Annotated in this window: 14 protein-coding genes; 5 read left to right on the top strand and 9 right to left on the bottom strand. The window is 52.6% G+C overall.

Annotation, left to right across the window (positions count from 1 at the left end; translation table 11 throughout):
• Positions 1 to 28: 28 nt before the first annotated feature.
• From BL249_RS09740 to BL249_RS09730, 3 genes are read left to right on the top strand one after another with little or no spacing between them, the layout of a single operon-like run.
• On the top strand, positions 29 to 2,653 hold the full coding sequence (locus tag BL249_RS09740; protein ID WP_099707527.1) for a YdbH family protein: 2,625 nt from the start codon (positions 29 to 31) through the stop codon (positions 2,651 to 2,653).
• On the top strand, positions 2,643 to 2,834 hold the full coding sequence (locus BL249_RS09735; protein WP_099707528.1) for a YnbE family lipoprotein: 192 nt from the start codon (positions 2,643 to 2,645) through the stop codon (positions 2,832 to 2,834). The genes BL249_RS09740 and BL249_RS09735 overlap by 11 nt, the downstream gene beginning before the upstream one ends.
• 13 nt (positions 2,835 to 2,847) lie before the next feature.
• On the top strand, positions 2,848 to 3,156 hold the full coding sequence (locus BL249_RS09730) for a YdbL family protein (RefSeq protein WP_099707529.1): 309 nt from the start codon (positions 2,848 to 2,850) through the stop codon (positions 3,154 to 3,156).
• Between the two features lie 77 nt (positions 3,157 to 3,233).
• Here the strand turns inward: BL249_RS09730 and BL249_RS09725 are convergent, their stop codons facing one another.
• Positions 3,234 to 3,839, bottom strand: a complete 606-nt coding sequence (locus tag BL249_RS09725; RefSeq protein ID WP_099707530.1) for an FMN-dependent NADH-azoreductase — start codon at positions 3,837 to 3,839, stop codon at positions 3,234 to 3,236.
• A 252-nt stretch (positions 3,840 to 4,091) separates the two neighbouring features.
• Between BL249_RS09725 and hrpA the strand changes: the two genes are divergently transcribed.
• Together hrpA and BL249_RS18745 are read left to right on the top strand one after the other, a co-directional pair.
• Positions 4,092 to 7,991 carry an ATP-dependent RNA helicase HrpA gene (hrpA, locus tag BL249_RS09720; RefSeq protein ID WP_099707531.1) on the top strand — a complete coding sequence of 1,300 codons (3,900 nt, stop codon included), beginning with the start codon at positions 4,092 to 4,094 and terminating at the stop codon, positions 7,989 to 7,991.
• A 31-nt stretch (positions 7,992 to 8,022) separates the two neighbouring features.
• On the top strand, positions 8,023 to 8,274 hold the full coding sequence (locus BL249_RS18745) for a hypothetical protein (RefSeq protein WP_143354882.1): 252 nt from the start codon (positions 8,023 to 8,025) through the stop codon (positions 8,272 to 8,274).
• Between the two features lie 51 nt (positions 8,275 to 8,325).
• Here BL249_RS18745 and BL249_RS09715 read toward each other — a convergent pair whose 3' ends face one another.
• The 8 genes from BL249_RS09715 to BL249_RS09680 all read right to left on the bottom strand — a co-directional run.
• Positions 8,326 to 9,138, bottom strand: a complete 813-nt coding sequence (locus BL249_RS09715; RefSeq protein WP_099707532.1) for a trypsin-like serine peptidase — start codon at positions 9,136 to 9,138, stop codon at positions 8,326 to 8,328.
• A gap of 284 nt (positions 9,139 to 9,422) precedes the next feature.
• On the bottom strand, positions 9,423 to 9,956 hold the full coding sequence (gene asr, locus BL249_RS09710) for an acid resistance repetitive basic protein Asr (RefSeq protein WP_099716812.1): 534 nt from the start codon (positions 9,954 to 9,956) through the stop codon (positions 9,423 to 9,425).
• A 177-nt stretch (positions 9,957 to 10,133) separates the two neighbouring features.
• Complete coding sequence (locus BL249_RS09705) at positions 10,134 to 10,844, bottom strand: substrate-binding domain-containing protein (RefSeq protein ID WP_099707534.1); 711 nt, start codon at positions 10,842 to 10,844, stop codon at positions 10,134 to 10,136.
• The gene (locus BL249_RS09700; protein WP_099707535.1) at positions 10,841 to 11,896 is read right to left on the bottom strand and encodes an ABC transporter substrate-binding protein; all 1,056 of its coding nucleotides are present in this window, start codon (positions 11,894 to 11,896) and stop codon (positions 10,841 to 10,843) included. The genes BL249_RS09705 and BL249_RS09700 overlap by 4 nt, the downstream gene beginning before the upstream one ends.
• A 133-nt stretch (positions 11,897 to 12,029) precedes the next feature.
• Positions 12,030 to 13,517 (bottom strand): carboxypeptidase M32, encoded by a 1,488-nt coding sequence (locus BL249_RS09695; protein WP_099707536.1) that lies wholly within the window; start codon positions 13,515 to 13,517, stop codon positions 12,030 to 12,032.
• 17 nt (positions 13,518 to 13,534) lie between these two features.
• Positions 13,535 to 14,830 carry a two-component system sensor histidine kinase RstB gene (gene rstB, locus BL249_RS09690; protein WP_099707537.1) on the bottom strand — a complete coding sequence of 432 codons (1,296 nt, stop codon included), beginning with the start codon at positions 14,828 to 14,830 and terminating at the stop codon, positions 13,535 to 13,537.
• Entirely contained in the window at positions 14,827 to 15,555 is a 729-nt protein-coding gene (rstA, locus tag BL249_RS09685) for a two-component system response regulator RstA (RefSeq protein ID WP_099707538.1), read from the bottom strand. The genes rstB and rstA overlap by 4 nt, the downstream gene beginning before the upstream one ends.
• 145 nt (positions 15,556 to 15,700) lie before the next feature.
• The coding region (locus BL249_RS09680; RefSeq protein ID WP_241898819.1) for an IS1 family transposase at positions 15,701 to 15,864 on the bottom strand (164 nt) is incomplete at its 5' end.

Below are 15,864 nucleotides of genomic sequence, written 5' to 3'. Positions count from 1 at the left end.
GCAATCAGGGAGAATAGGGAGGAACGCCTTGGGGCGCTGTCTGAAAACGCTTGGAATAATCTGTCTGATTATTATTATACTGTCAGGCTTGCTGCTTACCAGTGCTTCACTCTGGTTGCCGCGTGTGATTGCCTTGTGGCTACCCGAACAGGCCCGGCTGGAAATGAACGGCCGGTTTGGCTGGCAACACCATCAGCTGCGGTTTCCCTTAATTCGCTACTGGCAGGATGACTGCCTGCTCGCTGAGCTGGAAGGGGCAGCGCTGGGAAGAAAAAATCAGCGCTGGCAGCTACAGGCCGTCACTGCCCGGCTTGACAGCCAGTGTCTGAGTAAACTGCCCGCCAGTGGTGGTGCTCAGCCAGCGCGTTCACTGGATGAGTGGCAGCAGCGTCTTCCTGATGCACGTCTGGATATTGATAACGTCATTATTTCGCCCTGGCAGGCCTGGTCAGGTGGGTTACATCTCTCTGTTAATTCCCGGCAACAACAGCTTATCTATACCGGGCATAACATCAGTGCTCAGGCGCAGTTGGACGTAAAGCGACTGACAATCGAGCATCTGACGCTGCCTGTGGCTGGCAGCCCGCAACCTTTCACCCTGCGCGGAACCCTCAATCTGGCGGCGAGACCTGATAGCCTGCCTGAAAGCGGTGAATTAAGTGGCAATCTGCAGGTGGCTAACCTGCCGGCTCCGCTTGATGTCAGATTGGTCTGGCAACAACAGCAAGGTGAATTTAGGGTAACGGCACAAGGCGAAGCGCAGCCGTTACTGCGTCTGCCCTGGCAGGCAGACAGCAAACGTATTCAAATCAGTAAAGGTCAGTGGCAGTGGCCCTGGGCCGGGCAGCCCGTGTCCGGTGGCGTCGCATTACAGATAGACGACTGGCAACAAGGTGTGGGCACAGCGCAGCTCAGCGGAAGGCTCAACGTACTGACTGCCGGGCGTGGTGGCCGCGGCAACGTGGTGGTCAGTTTTGGTCCAGGTAAACCCGACTGGCAACACAGCCAGCTGCCTTTACGCATAACCGGCGACAGTAAACTTACCCACCTGCAGTTTTATGCCAGCCTGCCCGGCGAGCTGCGTGGACCACTGCTCGATCCGGTACTGCATTTTTCTCCGGGAGCACTGATGCGCATGCGTGGACGATTACTGTCCACGCTGGAAGTGAATGAAGCACGCTGGCCGCTGGCGGGTGTTCAGCTATCTGCTGCTGGTATCAGCGGCCGTTTACAAGCTATTCTCAGTGCCCATGATCCCAATATGGGCGATTTTCGCTTACATCTTGATGGCGGGGCACATCAGTTCTGGCCGGATAAGGGGATCTGGCGCTGGCGTTACTGGGGTAAGGGTTATATGACGCCATTTAGCGCCAACTGGGATCTGCGCGGCACGGGAAGCTGGCGTTACAGCAAAATTGAACTGGATAGTCTTTCTACCGGATTTGATAAGCTAAGTTACGCTGCGGTTACGGTGAATGCCCCGCGTCTGACGCTGGGTGAGCCGATTCGCTGGCAGCGCGATCCCAGCCATCCCGCTTTCAGCGGTAGCGTGAAACTGGATGCCAGCGTGACCCGGTTCAGTTATGGCGGCAAGTTGCCGGATGGTCATCTGCTATTAACTCTGCATGGCCGCGACCCGGCCTGGTTCTTGTGGCGTGGCCAGCTTCAGGCTGGTGACATGGGGCCGGTACAGCTCCATGGGCGCTGGGATGGCCAGCGATTACGCGGCCAGGCATGGTGGCCTTCACAGGCATTGCCGGTGTTTCAGCCGTTACTCAGTCCGAATCTGAAAATGCGCATCCTGAGTGGTACCCTGCGAGCCCAGGCGGCGTTTTCTGCCGCCAGTGGCGAAGGTTTCCAGGCCGGTGGCCATTTTGTTGTCGGTGATGGTTATGCCCGTATGCCGGATAACGAATTTCAGGGCGTTGATTTCTCGCTGCCTTTTCGTTTTAAACAGCATCAATGGTATTTTGGTGCCAGGAGACCGGTGGCGTTGCGCATCGCGGCGATTAAAAATCAGTTTGATTTGACCAATATCCGGGCGGATTTACAGGGCTGGTATCCCTGGAATGACCAGCAACCCCTGCGACTGAGTAATGTTAACATTGATCTGATGGATGGCCAGCTGTCGTTAGACAGCCTGGTGATGCCGCAACAGGAGGCGGCAAACCTCGGGCTGCGGCATATCAACCTGAGCAAATTTATCACCGCGCTGAAGCCAAAACAGTTTGCTTTGTCGGGTTTTGTCAATGGCATGCTGCCACTGTGGCTGAACGATCGGCAGTGGCTGGTCCACAAAGGCTGGATTGCTAATGAAGGACCGCTCACCTTCCGGCTGGATAAAGACACGGCTGATGCCATTTCCAGCAATAATATGGCGGCAGGGGCGGCAATGGACTGGCTGCGTTATATGGAAATTTCACGCTCGTGGGCAACGATTGATCTTAATAACTTAGGCTGGCTGAAAATGACGGCGCAGGTGAACGGGGCCAGCCAGTTCAGCGATCGTAAACAGCGGGTATCTTTGCACTATACCCATCGTGAGAATCTTTTTCAGCTCTGGCGCAGTCTGCGCTTTGGCGATAATTTGCAATCCTGGGTGGAAGACAACATTAGCCTGCCATCGCAAAAGGGGACGTCGGATGACAAATAGTCTTGGTTTTGTGCTGTTTGGCAGCGCATTGATGCTTTGTGGCTGCGTGCCACGTATTGAGGTAGCGGCCCCCAAAGCACCGATTACCATCAATATGAACGTGAAGATTGAGCATGAAATTCATATTAAAGCAGATAAAGACGTGGAAGCATTACTTAAAAATAATAGCGATCTGTTCTGATAAGGATAACACCATGAAGAACAAGCGTTACGCTGGCTGGTTACTGGCGCTATTGCTGATTGCACCGGTCAGTCTGGCACTGACTCTGGATCAAGCGCGCAGCAGTGGGCGCGTGGGGGAAACGCTGAGCGGATATCTGGCAGCACGACAGAATGACAGGGAAACCCAGCAACTGGTTGCGCGCGTTAATGCGGGACGCCAGCAGCAGTATCAGCGTCTGGCACAACAAAATAATCTGACTACCCACGAGGTGGCTTCCCTGGCCGGAAAAAAACTGGTAGAGCGGGCGGCGGCAGGTGAGTATGTACGCGGCATTAACTGACTGTGGCTACAAAAAAGCGAACAATAAAAAAGCGATCCGGCGATCGCTTTTATATATTGCTATTAGCGCCGGCTGAATCAGGCAGCAATAATCTGTTTCAGTGCATCTTTCGCATCGGCAGCGGCTTTGCCAGCAACGTCCGGACCATAGGCTGTACCTTCTGCAAATACAAAGTTCACTTCCGTCATGCCGAGGAAACCCAGGAACAGTTTCAGGTAGGGTGTTAGCAGGTCGCTGGGGGTATCTTTGTGAATACCACCACGGCTGGAAATCACCACCACTTTTTTGCCTTTGACCAGGCCTTCCGGTCCATTTTCGCTGTAACGGAAAGTGACACCCGCACGCGCCACCATATCGAAATAATTTTTCAGCTGTGTCGGAATATTAAAGTTATACATTGGCGCGGTGATCACAATCGTATCGTGTGCTTTCAGCTCGCTAATCAGTTCGTCTGATAAATCGAGCGCTTCCTGCTGGCGCGGTGTCAGGGTTGCATCTGACGGACGCAGGGCACCGACCAGTTCGCCATCAAGAACCGGGATCGGGTTTGCTGCAAGATCACGTACGGTGATTTCATCTGCCGGATGAGCCACTTTCCACTCAGCAATCAGATGGTCAGCCAGCTGACCAGAAGTTGAATAACCTGCAAGGATGCTGGATTTCAGGACAAGTACTTTGCTCATAATTAATTTTTCCTGTTTGGTTAATAAGGAACGCTTTTCGCCCAATGGGTTACACTCTATGAGTAAAATCGCCGCAGAGAAAGTGCAATATTTCGAGTTGTATATTCGAATTTATTGAACAAGCGCCGCAACGCCAGCCACGCCGGCCCTGATTGTGATAAGATGACGCGGCAAACCGCTGTTCACAGCATATAAAGTTAAATCAGGTCAGAAGTTAAATCAGGTCAATTGTTGTCTCACAACCGGGTAACCATGTCAGAAACACCATCAATTTGTTTGCAAACGCTATGGTCGCAGCTTGAGGGTCTGACGCTACGCGACCGCCAGCGTTTACAGCGTCGTTTACAGCACATCCAGAAAATAGACAACCCTGCCCGCCGTGCGCAGGCGGCTGATGAAATTGCCGGTGAGTTTGCCCGCGCCACGCAGCTTGTTGCCGCGCGCCGCGCGGCCACGCCAGTGATAACCCTGGCGGATAATCTGCCGGTCAGCGAGAAACAGCAGGAAATTGCCGAGGCCATTGCTGCCCATCAGGTTGTGATTGTTGCCGGAGAAACTGGCTCGGGTAAAACGACGCAGCTGCCGAAAATATGTCTGGCCTTAGGTCGCGGCGTACTGGGTGTTATCGGACATACTCAGCCGCGACGCCTGGCCGCACGTACTGTTGCTCAGCGTATTGCCGCCGAGCTGGAGACATCACTGGGCGGTTGCGTTGGCTACAAAGTGCGTTTTAATGATCAGCTCAGCGAGCTGAGTCAGATTAAGCTGATGACCGATGGTATCCTGCTGGCAGAAATTCAGCAGGATCGGCTGCTGTTACAGTACGATACCCTTATTATTGATGAGGCGCATGAACGCAGTCTGAATATCGATTTTTTACTGGGATATTTGCACGAACTGTTGCCGCGCCGGCCAGATTTGAAAGTGATTATTACCTCAGCCACCATTGACCCGCAGCGTTTTTCTCGTCATTTCAATAATGCGCCAGTGATCGAGGTTTCAGGGCGAACTTATCCGGTTGAAGTGCGTTACCGTCCGGTGGTTGAAGATGCGGATGACAGTGAGCGCGATCAGTTGCAGGCTATTCTGGACGCGGTGGATGAACTCTGCGCTGAAGGACCGGGCGATATTCTGATCTTTATGAGCGGTGAACGTGAAATTCGTGATACTGCCGATGCGTTGGTTCGGCGTGAATTGCCGCATACCGAGATTCTGCCGCTGTACGCACGGCTATCGAATGCGGAACAAAATAAAGTGTTTCACTCTCATGCTGGTCGCCGTATTGTGCTGGCAACAAACGTGGCAGAAACGTCGCTGACGGTGCCCGGGATTAAATATGTAATCGATCCCGGACGGGCGCGTATCAGCCGTTATAGCTATCGTACCAAAGTACAGCGTCTGCCTATTGAATCCATTTCTCAGGCCTCCGCCAATCAGCGAAAAGGGCGCTGCGGCAGGGTATCTGCGGGTATCTGTATCAGGCTGTATGCGGAAGATGATTTTCTCAGCCGGCCTGCCTTTACCGATCCGGAAATTCTGCGCACCAATCTGGCTTCGGTTATTTTGCAGATGACCGCGTTGGGACTGGGTGATATTAGCGCCTTTCCGTTTGTTGAAGCACCGGATAAACGCCATATTCAGGATGGTGTCCGCCTGCTTGAAGAGCTGGGCGCTATCCGACAACATCACGCGGGCTATACGCTGACTCAGTCCGGGCGCGCTTTGTCACAGCTGCCGGTGGATCCCCGGCTGGCCAGGATGGTACTGCAAGCGCCGAAAGTGGCTGCACTTCGCGAAGTGATGATTATTGTTGCGGCGCTTTCGATACAGGACCCGCGTGAACGCCCGGCGGATCGTCAGCAGGCAGCGGATGAAAAGCACCGGCGTTTTGCCGATAAAGACTCTGATTTTATGGCGTTTGTTACGCTGTGGGACTATCTGCAACAACAGCAAAAAACGCTGTCATCAACCCAGTTCAGACGACAGTGTAAAACCGATTACCTTAATTATCTGCGGGTACGTGAATGGCAGGATGTTTATACCCAGCTGCGCCAGGTTGTGCGAGAGCTTGGACTGACCATTAATCAGCAAGCGGCGGATTACCGCGCGATACACACAGCCTTACTGAGTGGCCTGTTATCTCATATCGGACAGAAAGACGCTGAAAAACCCGAGTTTACCGGTGCCCGTAATAGTCACTTTGCTATTTTTCCGGGTTCCGGATTATTCAGGAAACCACCCCGCTGGACGATGGTGGCGGAGCTGGTTGAAACCAGCCGCTTGTGGGGGCGTATTGCGGCGCGTATCGAACCGGAGTGGATTGAACCTCTGGCACAGCATCTGATCAAGCGGAGTTACAGCGAGCCACACTGGGAAAAAAAGCAGGGTGCGGTGATGGCGACGGAAAAAGTTACCTTATTTGGGCTGGCAGTGGTGGTCGCCCGCAAGGTGAATTACGGGCAGATCGATCCCGTGTTGTCCAGAGAGTTGTTTATCCGCCATGCGCTGGTTGAAGGCGAATGGCAGAGCCGGCATGCCTTTTTTCATGCCAATCAGAAGCTACGACGTGATCTTGAGGTGCTGGAACATAAAACTCGTCGGCGTGACATTCTGGTCGATGATGAAACTTTATTTGCCTTTTATGACCAGCGGCTGGGTCAGGAGGTTGTCTCCAGCCGCCATTTTGATAGCTGGTGGCAACAAGCAGAACGTCAGCAGCCGCAGTTACTGCATTTTACGCGTGAAATGCTGGTCCGCAGTGGCAATGACAAGGTTAGCAAACTCGATTTTCCGGATGTCTGGCAGCAGGGCGATCTTACCTTGCGTCTGAGCTATCAGTTTACGCCGGGTGATGGCGCTGATGGCGTCACTCTGCATATTCCCCTGACATTACTGAATCAGGTTGCGGATCGTGGTTTTGAATGGCAAATCCCCGGCCTGCGCCAGCAACTGGTTAGCGCGTTAATAAAGTCCTTGCCAAAAACAGTCCGGCGCAATTTTGTGCCAGCTCCTGATTATGCGCAGGCTTTTCTCAGCAGGGTTACGCCATTTGAATTGCCGCTTCTGGATGCGCTCGAACGTGAATTTCGCCGTATGACTGGCGTCACGGTGGCGCGTGATAGCTGGCAATGGGATCTGGTTGCCGACCATCTTAAAATGACCTTTCGCGTGCTGGATGAAAATCAGCGTACTTTAGCTGAAGGTAAAGATTTGGCTGCACTGAAACTGGCGCTAAAAGCCAGGGTACAGCAAACCCTGTCACAGGTTGCAGATGCCGGTCTGGAACAGCAGAATTTGCAACAGTGGAGTTTTGGCGATCTGCCGCGTCACTACCAGCAGAAGCGTGGTGGTTACAGTGTGAAAGCCTGGCCGGCGTTAGTGGATGAGAAACAGAGTGTGGCCATCAGGCTGTTTGATTCAGAATATGAACAGCAACGCATGATGCGCGCGGGTTTGCGTCGGCTGCTGTTACTGAATATTCCGTCACCCGTTAAATATTTACATGAAAAATTGCCCAACAAAGCCAAGCTGGGGCTTTATTTTAATCCTTATGGCAAAGTGCTGGATGTGATTGATGACTGTATCGCCTGCGGCGTGGATAAACTGATTGACAGTGCCGGTGGACCGGTCTGGCAGGAAGCGGCATTCCGGGCGCTGCACGACACCGTGCGGGCACAGCTTAATGATAACGTGGTTGCCATTGCCGGTGAGGTGGAACAAATTCTGAGCAAAACCTTTGCCATTAATAAACGGTTAAAAGGGCAGGTAGATATGACGCTGGCACTGGCGCTGGCTGATATCAAAGCTCAGATGAACGGACTGGTATTTCGTGGCTTTGTCACGGCTGTTGGCTGGCGGCGTCTGCCGGATGTATTGCGCTATCTTAGCGCCATTGAGCGGCGGCTGGAGAAGTTAGCGATTGATCCGCACAGTGACCGTGCGCGCATGCTTAAAGTCAGTCAGGTTCAGCAGGCCTGGCAAAGCTGGCTGAATAAAATGCCGCCAGCGCAGCGTGACGTTGCCGATGTGGCAGAAATTCGCTGGATGATTGAAGAGCTGCGCGTGAGTTATTTTGCCCAGCAGCTGGGAACGCCTTATCCGGTTTCTGACAAGCGGGTGTTACAGGCGATGGAGCAGCTGAGTCGCCTGTGATCGGTTGAAATTCGTTTCGGGCGAGGGTGAAGTGGAACGATACCTCACGCTAATAGCGTTTAACGTGCAATATTTCGCTGACCCTTATTTCCGTTGTTTCGGCTGGTGCATCGCGAAGAGTCAGTATGTTGCTTTTGCCGGTGCGCGCCTGATAATGCTCGTTGGTCATGCCGGTGTGGCTTCGCTTTTTACCACAGGCAATCGCCGCGCAGAAAAGGATGGCGTTACCGTTGCATGGGAAACGCGGACGCTGGATGATGCACCGGAGCAATCTATTGTTTAATGCGGGTTTTCTCTACTGAACACTGCGGGGCCAGACCAGCCCCATTTTTGCTTATTGTGCGGCAAGCTGTTGCAGGTTATCGCGAAAGGCGGTGATGGCAATAGCCCGGTTATCGGCGCGATAACGATCGGCGGCGGCCGGCGCAGAACTCTGAATTGCAACAATCTGCCAGCTATCACCTGTTTTTATCAGCATCGGTGAACCGCTATCACCTGGCAAAGTATCACAGCGGTGGGATAATACATTTTTTTGTGCCCAGCCGGTTACCAGACAACCGCTATGGGCGAAAAGCGTATCAAGATGATCTTCCGGATAACCCGCCTGAGTAACCTTGCGACCGGCGGCTTTAAGCGCATCGGATAATGCAGCGCGCGTGCCGTCAAACAGGGGGAGCGGCGTGATACCGGAAGGGGGGTTGCGTAAAATGACCAGCCCGTAATCGAAGGGTGCCGCAGCGGAAGGAACGATCCAGCCATCACCATCGGCTTTAAGTTTTCTGCCTAACGCCGGGTCCACCCGGGTTTCAATATCGTGGATTTCATAACGCCAGCCTTTGCTTCCTGAGACAAAGCGTAGTGCGACGGCCTTGTCGATTTTGCCGTGTGGTGGGGTAACCAGACAATGACCTGCGGTCAGGGCCAGATGTGCTGAGATTAAGGTTGCAGTGCATAAGTTGCCACTCTCGGTTTCCAGCTGACCAATGGCATCCCAGGGGGATTGAGTCACCTCGCTGACCGGTAGTCGCTCATCTTTGCCAAAAAACAGCGTCTTATTTTCATTGTCTGCCTGGGGGGCAGTGTTATCCGCCAGACAGGAGTACGAAAAGCTCAGGCAACTTACAAAAATGACAGCCAGTATGCGCATACATCACTCAGACAGGAGAAAGACAGGAGTAATTTGTTATTGTAAATCCGGCTATTACTATAGCCTTACCGCAATAAAAAAGGGAGATCAGGTTGCAGGATAAACGCAGTCATTTGCTCAGAAGTAAAAACTGGCGGCGAGAATACCGCAGAGAATCATCGTGCCGAGAATGATTTCAAACAAGTAGCGACGTAACATCATCCGCGACCCCACTAAAGAAACACCCGGACGTATCCGGGTGTTGAGTTTGACTGGTTTACTTCGGGAAGGGCTTCCCGCGCACCTTATTTAGCAGCGGCTTTTTTAGCGACTTTTTTGTGGTGCTTTTTAGCCGCCTGGGCTTTCTGGTCAGCGGCTTTTTTAGCGACTTTTTTGTGGTGCTTTTTAGCCGCCTGGGCTTTCTGGTCAGCGGCTTTTTTGGCGACTTTTTTGTGGTGTTTTTTAGCCGCCTGAGCTTTCTGGTCAGCGGCTTTTTTGGCGACTTTTTTGTGGTGTTTTTTAGCCGCCTGAGCTTTCTGGTCAGCGGCTTTTTTGGCGACTTTTTTGTGGTGTTTTTTAGCCGCCTGGGCTTTCTGGTCAGCGGCTTTTTTGGCTACTTTTTTGTGGTGCTTTTTAGCCGCCTGGGCTTTCTGGTCAGCCGCTTTTTTAGCGACTTTTTTATGCTTAACATGTTTTTTTGCAGCAACTTTAGCAGGTGCCGCAGTGGTCGCTGTTGCAGGCGCCGATGAGGTGGCCGGGGCAGCTGTGGTATCAGCAGCAAAAGCAACTGAAGACAGACCCATGGCAGCGGCTACAACCAGAGCAAATAATTTTTTCATTAAAAAATCCTCAAGTATTATTTCATTTAGCAGCCCACTGCGGGGCCGGTAGCGTCAATATAGGCAAACGACTGCTCGCTTTCCGTGAGTCATTGGTATCGGCATGTAACCGATTGTACAAACGTGCGCTGAGGTAAATTAACGCCGGTAACAAACCGGCAGCAATTAATGTGCGGTTTATTGCTGCTGGTTAAAGCCGGCGTTGCTGAGCACACGGGCCGCGACAGCAGAGGTGAGATAAGTTGCCAGTTCTCCGGCGATTGGATGAAGGACCGCCAGGGTGTAGATTGCCGGCGGGTTATAACGGGTCGGAATAGTAAAAACCCGTAGCCTCGGATCCTGACGGAGCAGGGGCAGGTAACTGGCATAGCCAATAAACATATCAGCATGCCCCTGGTTAATCAGCCAGCTTGCGGCCAGTTGTCCCGGCGGCGCTGACAGGCTATGACGACCGCCCACCAGCGGTAAAGCACGTTGTCTGAGGGAACGTGCCAGAGCCGGATGGTCACGGGCAATAAGATCGAACAACTGCAGCGCGTAATCACCACTGGGATCGCAACCGGCTGTCGAGGTGGCCAGCCGCAGATCGCGGCGACGTAACAGTGTCAGCCAGTCATCGTCATGCTGACAGGCCTGCGACCGAACCGTAAGACAGAGTCTGTTTGTTGCAAAGGGCCGAATATATTGCGCAATGCCCGCCGTCAGCAGGTACTGTGGATGTGCCTGATTGGCTGAAGCGAACAAATCACAATGGCTGCCAGCCAGCACAGATTCAAGCAGTAAACCTGCCGGACCAAAACGGGTCTGACTGATGGCTTCAGTGCAGGGGCTGTGCGCCATCAGACAGGGCCAGACCCCTTGCAGACTGCCAGCCGCCAGAACGTTCATCCGTGGTTATCCTGATAGGGATGGCGGTAAAAACGCAGGTACCAGCGGTTCACCCGTTGTTGCATATCAATATCGCTAAATTTTTGTGGATACAATTTTTTGGCCATCCATAATTCCCCCAGCCCCAGTGCTTCCGGCATCGGGTAGCCCCAGGCTTTGGCATATTCTGGCATCAGCCAGACCCGGTGCTGGCGTACGGCGTCTATTGTCTGCCAGCGCGGATCGTTTTCGATTTGTTTCACCACCTGGGGAAACCGACTCTGGACGAAAATAACCTGTGGATTCCAGGCAATCACTTGCTCCATGGCGACCTGTTTATAGCCTTTAACCGTTGCGGCAGCGACATTCAGTGCCCCGGCATGGCTCATCATCAGGCCGGTATATTTTCCTGAACCGTAGGTAGTGAGATCGGGGTTTGCCATATAGGCACGCACCCGCTGTGCCGCGGGCAGATTGCCGGTACGCGCGCTAACTAACTGATGTCCTTCCGTGGCTGCAGCAATCAGAGCCGCGCCTTCCTGCGGCTTATTGACAATATCAGCAATCAATTTGATGCCTTCGCGTAAGCCGCTGGCATAGGCGAGTTCTTCATCAGTTTGCGTTGGATTGAATTTGTTGCGCTCCCCCGGCGCATCATGACGCAGCGAAATGGCCACCACCGGGATACCCAGCGCACTGATACTGTCAATCATTTCACGCGGGGCATAGTTAGTGACAAATACTACCTGCGGGCGTAGCGTGACCAGTTTTTCCGCATCAACATGCGTCAGATCGCCCACCCGCGGAATCTGGTTAAGCCCAGGAACCAGCCGGGCATAGTCATCACCCAGTTCCTGTTTCCAGTTGGCCAGCACCCCGACCATTTTGCTGGCTGCGTTTAGCTGTACCAGCAAATTGAGCGTCTGATGCTGCAAAACAACCACCCGATCTACCTTATCAGGAATAGTGACCTGACGGCCGATCTGGTCGGTTATCTGTCTTGATGCTTCTGCGCTGGCATTAAATCCCAAAACAAACGCGGCCAGTAATAGCAGCGTGGTTAATTGGTTCATCGTCCTCTCCCTTTCGTTATATCGAAGATTATATAACGAAAAGACGGCGTTAAATATTGATTCAGACGCGCAGGCAACCGTTTAAATTGCTGTTACAGCCAGGCGTGCGTAGCTTACAACTCACCGTCGCTGTTCAGTCGGGCAGATAACGCTGTGTCAGATGCTGGCGAAACCAGTGGGGATTGAGATCTTCACCGCTTGCCCGGACAATCAGTTCACGACTACTGAGACGGCTACCATATTGCCAGACGTTGTGTTGTAACCAGTTGAAAACCTGCTGCATCTCGCCGCTGGCAATCTGCTGTTGTAGCGCAGGCTGCGCCGTACTGAGCGCCTGAAAAAGTTGGGCTGCGTACATTGCGCCAAGGGTATAGGTTGGGAAATAACCAAAGGCACCGTCGGTCCAGTGAATATCCTGCATACATCCATCGCGATAGTTGCCTGTGGTATCAATGCCGGCCAGCTGCTGCATTTTTTCCTGCCACAATACCGGGATATCTTCGACTTCGATTTCGCCTTCAATTAATGCCCGTTCGATTTCATAACGTACGATGATATGAATCGGATAACTGACTTCATCGGCATCCACCCGAATCAGTCCCGGCTGTACACGTTGTGCCAGTGCGATAAGATTATCTGCGCTGAAAGCCTGCTGATAGCCCAGGTGATGAATAATTTGCGGCAGGATGCGAGTAAGAAATGCCGGACTGCGGCCTATCTGCATTTCAAAAAATAAACTCTGAGACTCATGAATGGCGGTCGATCTGGCGAGTGCTACCGGTTGGCCCTGCCATTGTTTTGGCAAATTTTGTTCATAGCGAGCGTGGCCGGTTTCATGGATTACCCCCATCAGGGCCGACAAAAAATTGTGGGTATCATAACGGGTGGTGATGCGAACATCCTGGGGAACGCCGCCACAAAACGGATGAGCGCTGACATCCAGCCGGCCAGCGTTAAAATCAAATCCCAGCATGGACATGATACTTAACCCAAGCTGACGTTGTTTATCAACCGCAAACGGCCCTTGCGGTGGCACCAAAGTCTGCCGGCGCTGACGGGCAATAACCTGCTGGAGCAGGGCGGGCAGCCAGCTTTTAATATCGGTAAAAATGGTGTCGAGCTGCTGGCTGGTCATGCCGGGTTCATACAGCGCCAGTAGTGCATCATAGCGAGAGATGCCGCCGTCCTGTGCGCGAAGTTCAGCTTCCTGACGACTGAGTTTGACAACCTGTTTCAGGTTTTCAGCAAAACCCGACCAGTCATTTGCCGGGCGTTGGCTACGCCACGCATGTTCACAACGTGCGCCGGCAATGGATTTTGCTTGCACCAGTTCAGCCGGCAGAATAACAGCCTGTTGCCAGGCGCGCGTCATTTCAGCCAGGTTTGCCTGTTCAATTTCGTTCAAGGATTCCTGTTTGGCCTGTGCCAGATCATCAGCGGTGGCTGGACTGGTCAGGATCTGGTGTTGCAGGACACCGAGTTCAGCGAGGGCTTCTCCACGTGCCTGGCTACCTGCCGGCGACATCATGGTCATCATGTCCCAACCGGCAATCGCTGAAAGGTGACTAAAACGGGACAGTCGCTGAAAACGGTCGGTCAGACGGGTATAGGCACTGGACATAAGCGGACTCCGTTTGATTAATTTTTCTGTAAAGGGGGCAGATTAACCGGCCAGCAAAAACGGACGCTGGCACCGCCGAGTGGACTTCCGTCAATCATTACCTGACCGCCAAATGCCTGGGCAATAGAATGCACAATAGCCAGGCCGAGTCCGCATCCTCCGGTTGCCCGGTCGCGACTGGGATCGAGACGTACAAATGGCTCAAATACCCGCTGGCGCTCTTCCGGCGGGATACCTGGGCCATCATCTTCTACCTGTAAAAAAGCCGTATGATTGTCAAACCACAGGCTTACCCGTAGTTGATGGCGGGCATAACGCAATGCGTTATTCACCAGATTATCCAGAACCCGTTCCATCAGGCGCGGATCTGTCATGCCTGTGGTGTGCCCCTGGGTGGTCACCAGGCTGATGTCATAGTCGGGATTAATCAGGCGAAAATCTGCCAGCTTTTCGCTGAGCCAGCAGGCCAGCTCGAGCGGCTGAATATTAAGGTCGACGCGTGGCCGATCGAGTCTGGCGTAGGTCAGCAGTTCTTCAATCAGCGCTTCAAGCTGACCAATATCGCGGTTAAGTACCTGGCGCTCGGCCTCGCTCAGATTATCGCTCATTTCCAGCCGGTAGCGCAGGCGCACCAGCGGCGTGCGAAGTTCATGAGCAATACCGTCAATCAGCTGTTTTTTACTGCTCACCAAGGTGTTGACGTTATCGGCCATCTGGTTAAAAGCCACTCCAAGACGGGCCAGGCTGGAAGTGGCTTCAAAATGAATACGTTCGTCAAGATGACCGTGGCCAAAGCGTTGTGCGGCTTTTTCCAGCCGCAGCAGATCTTTCCAGTGCGGTCGCATCCAGATAAATACCGGTAGTGCCAGTGAGATACCAATAAAAAACATCAGTGAGATGTCAAATATGCGCATCTCGTGAAGATAAAACAGGTAGGGAATGGGTCCAACGGCCAGGACATAATGGCTACGCGGGATACGCTGTATAAAGGTATATTCATCATCCAGCGCGACAATTTCACCATTACGCAACCGCCTGAGGCTTCCGGCGTCCAGCTGATACTTATTCAGGGGTTCAATATGCAGTTTGAACGACAAATTGAGATCAAGATTTTCAATGGTCTTGTTCCAGTCACGTGGTGGGATCTCGCGCAGTTCGCTGCGCATCAGATAGAGCGAACTTTTCATCAGGTCGTCCATCGATTCCCGCCCGGCGCGTTCAGCGGTAAATTTGTACACCAGTCCTACCAGCATGGTCATCACCAGGAAGCAGACAAACAGCAGCAGATAGAACTGAATAAACAACTTTCTCATGGCGTATCCCAGGCATGAGGCGCAAATAAATAACCTTTATTACGGATGGTCTTAATACGATAGGGTTCGGTGGCGTTATCCAGTAGTTTTTTGCGCAGGCGCGATATTGCCACGTCAATACTGCGGTCCAGACCGTCATACTCAACGCCGCGCAGGGTTTTTAATAATGCATCGCGATTGAGTATGCTGCCGGCATGGGTAGCCAGTTCCCAGAGCAGATCGAAATCGGCGGTGGACAGCTGAATAATTTCATTATTCAGTGAAACCTGACGGTTAATCGGATCGATAAACAGGCTACCAAAGCGCAACGCTTTCTGCGTTGCCGGCAATATCACACTATCATCTGCTTGCTGCAGCATACTGGCATTGCGCAAATGTAGCCGCAGTCGTGCCAGCAAAACTGCCGGTGGCGTGGTTTTCAGAATATAATCATTGGCCCCCATTTCCAGTGACAGAATATGATTCATATCACTGTCCAGCGAGGTAAGCAGAACAATCGGTCCAGACCAGCGTGCCGAAGCACGTAAATCGCGACACAGCGTCATGCCATCTTTACCGGGCAGCATAATATCAAGCATCACCAGGTCCGGATCGGTACTGGCAATGGTTTCTTCAGCACGGTCGCCGCGGCTTTCGACAATAACATCAATATCGTGCTTGCCAAGGTAAGCAGCAATTAACTGACCCACATCCGGGTCATCTTCAACAAAGACGATTTTATTCATATTATCGGGTAAATCGTAACAAGTAGCTCAGCTTAGCCGGTTCGGGCGCCGGCGGCTATCTTAGCGTCAAAAAAAGACGTGAGTATGAGCAAAAAACAGCCAGCAAAAAACGCACTATCAGTGCGAATTATGGTGATGCCTCCAATTAGTAGAACATGTGTTTCTCGATAAACGCTCCAATGACTTTTTCGTGGATCTCAACTGAGCGCGAAAAGCAGATTGTTTTACGAGCCAACCGTTTAATGCGGGTGCGGAGCGTCAGGTTATTACGTTCAATGCGTTGGGTGAAAATTTTGCCCGTCAGATGCT

Origin of the sequence: Erwinia sp. OLFS4 (assembly GCF_002752165.1) — a bacterium.
GTDB lineage: Bacteria > Pseudomonadota > Gammaproteobacteria > Enterobacterales > Enterobacteriaceae > Izhakiella.
The sequence above is the reverse complement of the archived record's forward strand: the minus strand, read 5'-3'. Positions and strand labels throughout refer to the sequence as shown.

Excerpts from the sequence above, each read along its gene's own strand:
- BL249_RS09730 (WP_099707529.1), top strand. The coding sequence starts at position 2,848 with ATGAAGAACAAGCGTTACGCTGGCTGGTTACTGGCGCTATTGCTGATT.
- hrpA (WP_099707531.1), top strand. The coding sequence starts at position 4,092 with ATGTCAGAAACACCATCAATTTGTTTGCAAACGCTATGGTCGCAGCTT.
- BL249_RS09735 (WP_099707528.1), top strand. The coding sequence starts at position 2,643 with ATGACAAATAGTCTTGGTTTTGTGCTGTTTGGCAGCGCATTGATGCTT.
- rstB (WP_099707537.1), bottom strand. The coding sequence starts at position 14,830 with ATGAGAAAGTTGTTTATTCAGTTCTATCTGCTGCTGTTTGTCTGCTTC.
- BL249_RS09715 (WP_099707532.1), bottom strand. The coding sequence starts at position 9,138 with ATGCGCATACTGGCTGTCATTTTTGTAAGTTGCCTGAGCTTTTCGTAC.
- asr (WP_099716812.1), bottom strand. The coding sequence starts at position 9,956 with ATGAAAAAATTATTTGCTCTGGTTGTAGCCGCTGCCATGGGTCTGTCT.
- BL249_RS09705 (WP_099707534.1), bottom strand. The coding sequence starts at position 10,844 with ATGAACGTTCTGGCGGCTGGCAGTCTGCAAGGGGTCTGGCCCTGTCTG.
- BL249_RS09725 (WP_099707530.1), bottom strand. The coding sequence starts at position 3,839 with ATGAGCAAAGTACTTGTCCTGAAATCCAGCATCCTTGCAGGTTATTCA.
- BL249_RS09695 (WP_099707536.1), bottom strand. The coding sequence starts at position 13,517 with ATGTCCAGTGCCTATACCCGTCTGACCGACCGTTTTCAGCGACTGTCC.
- rstA (WP_099707538.1), bottom strand. The coding sequence starts at position 15,555 with ATGAATAAAATCGTCTTTGTTGAAGATGACCCGGATGTGGGTCAGTTA.
- BL249_RS09700 (WP_099707535.1), bottom strand. The coding sequence starts at position 11,896 with ATGAACCAATTAACCACGCTGCTATTACTGGCCGCGTTTGTTTTGGGA.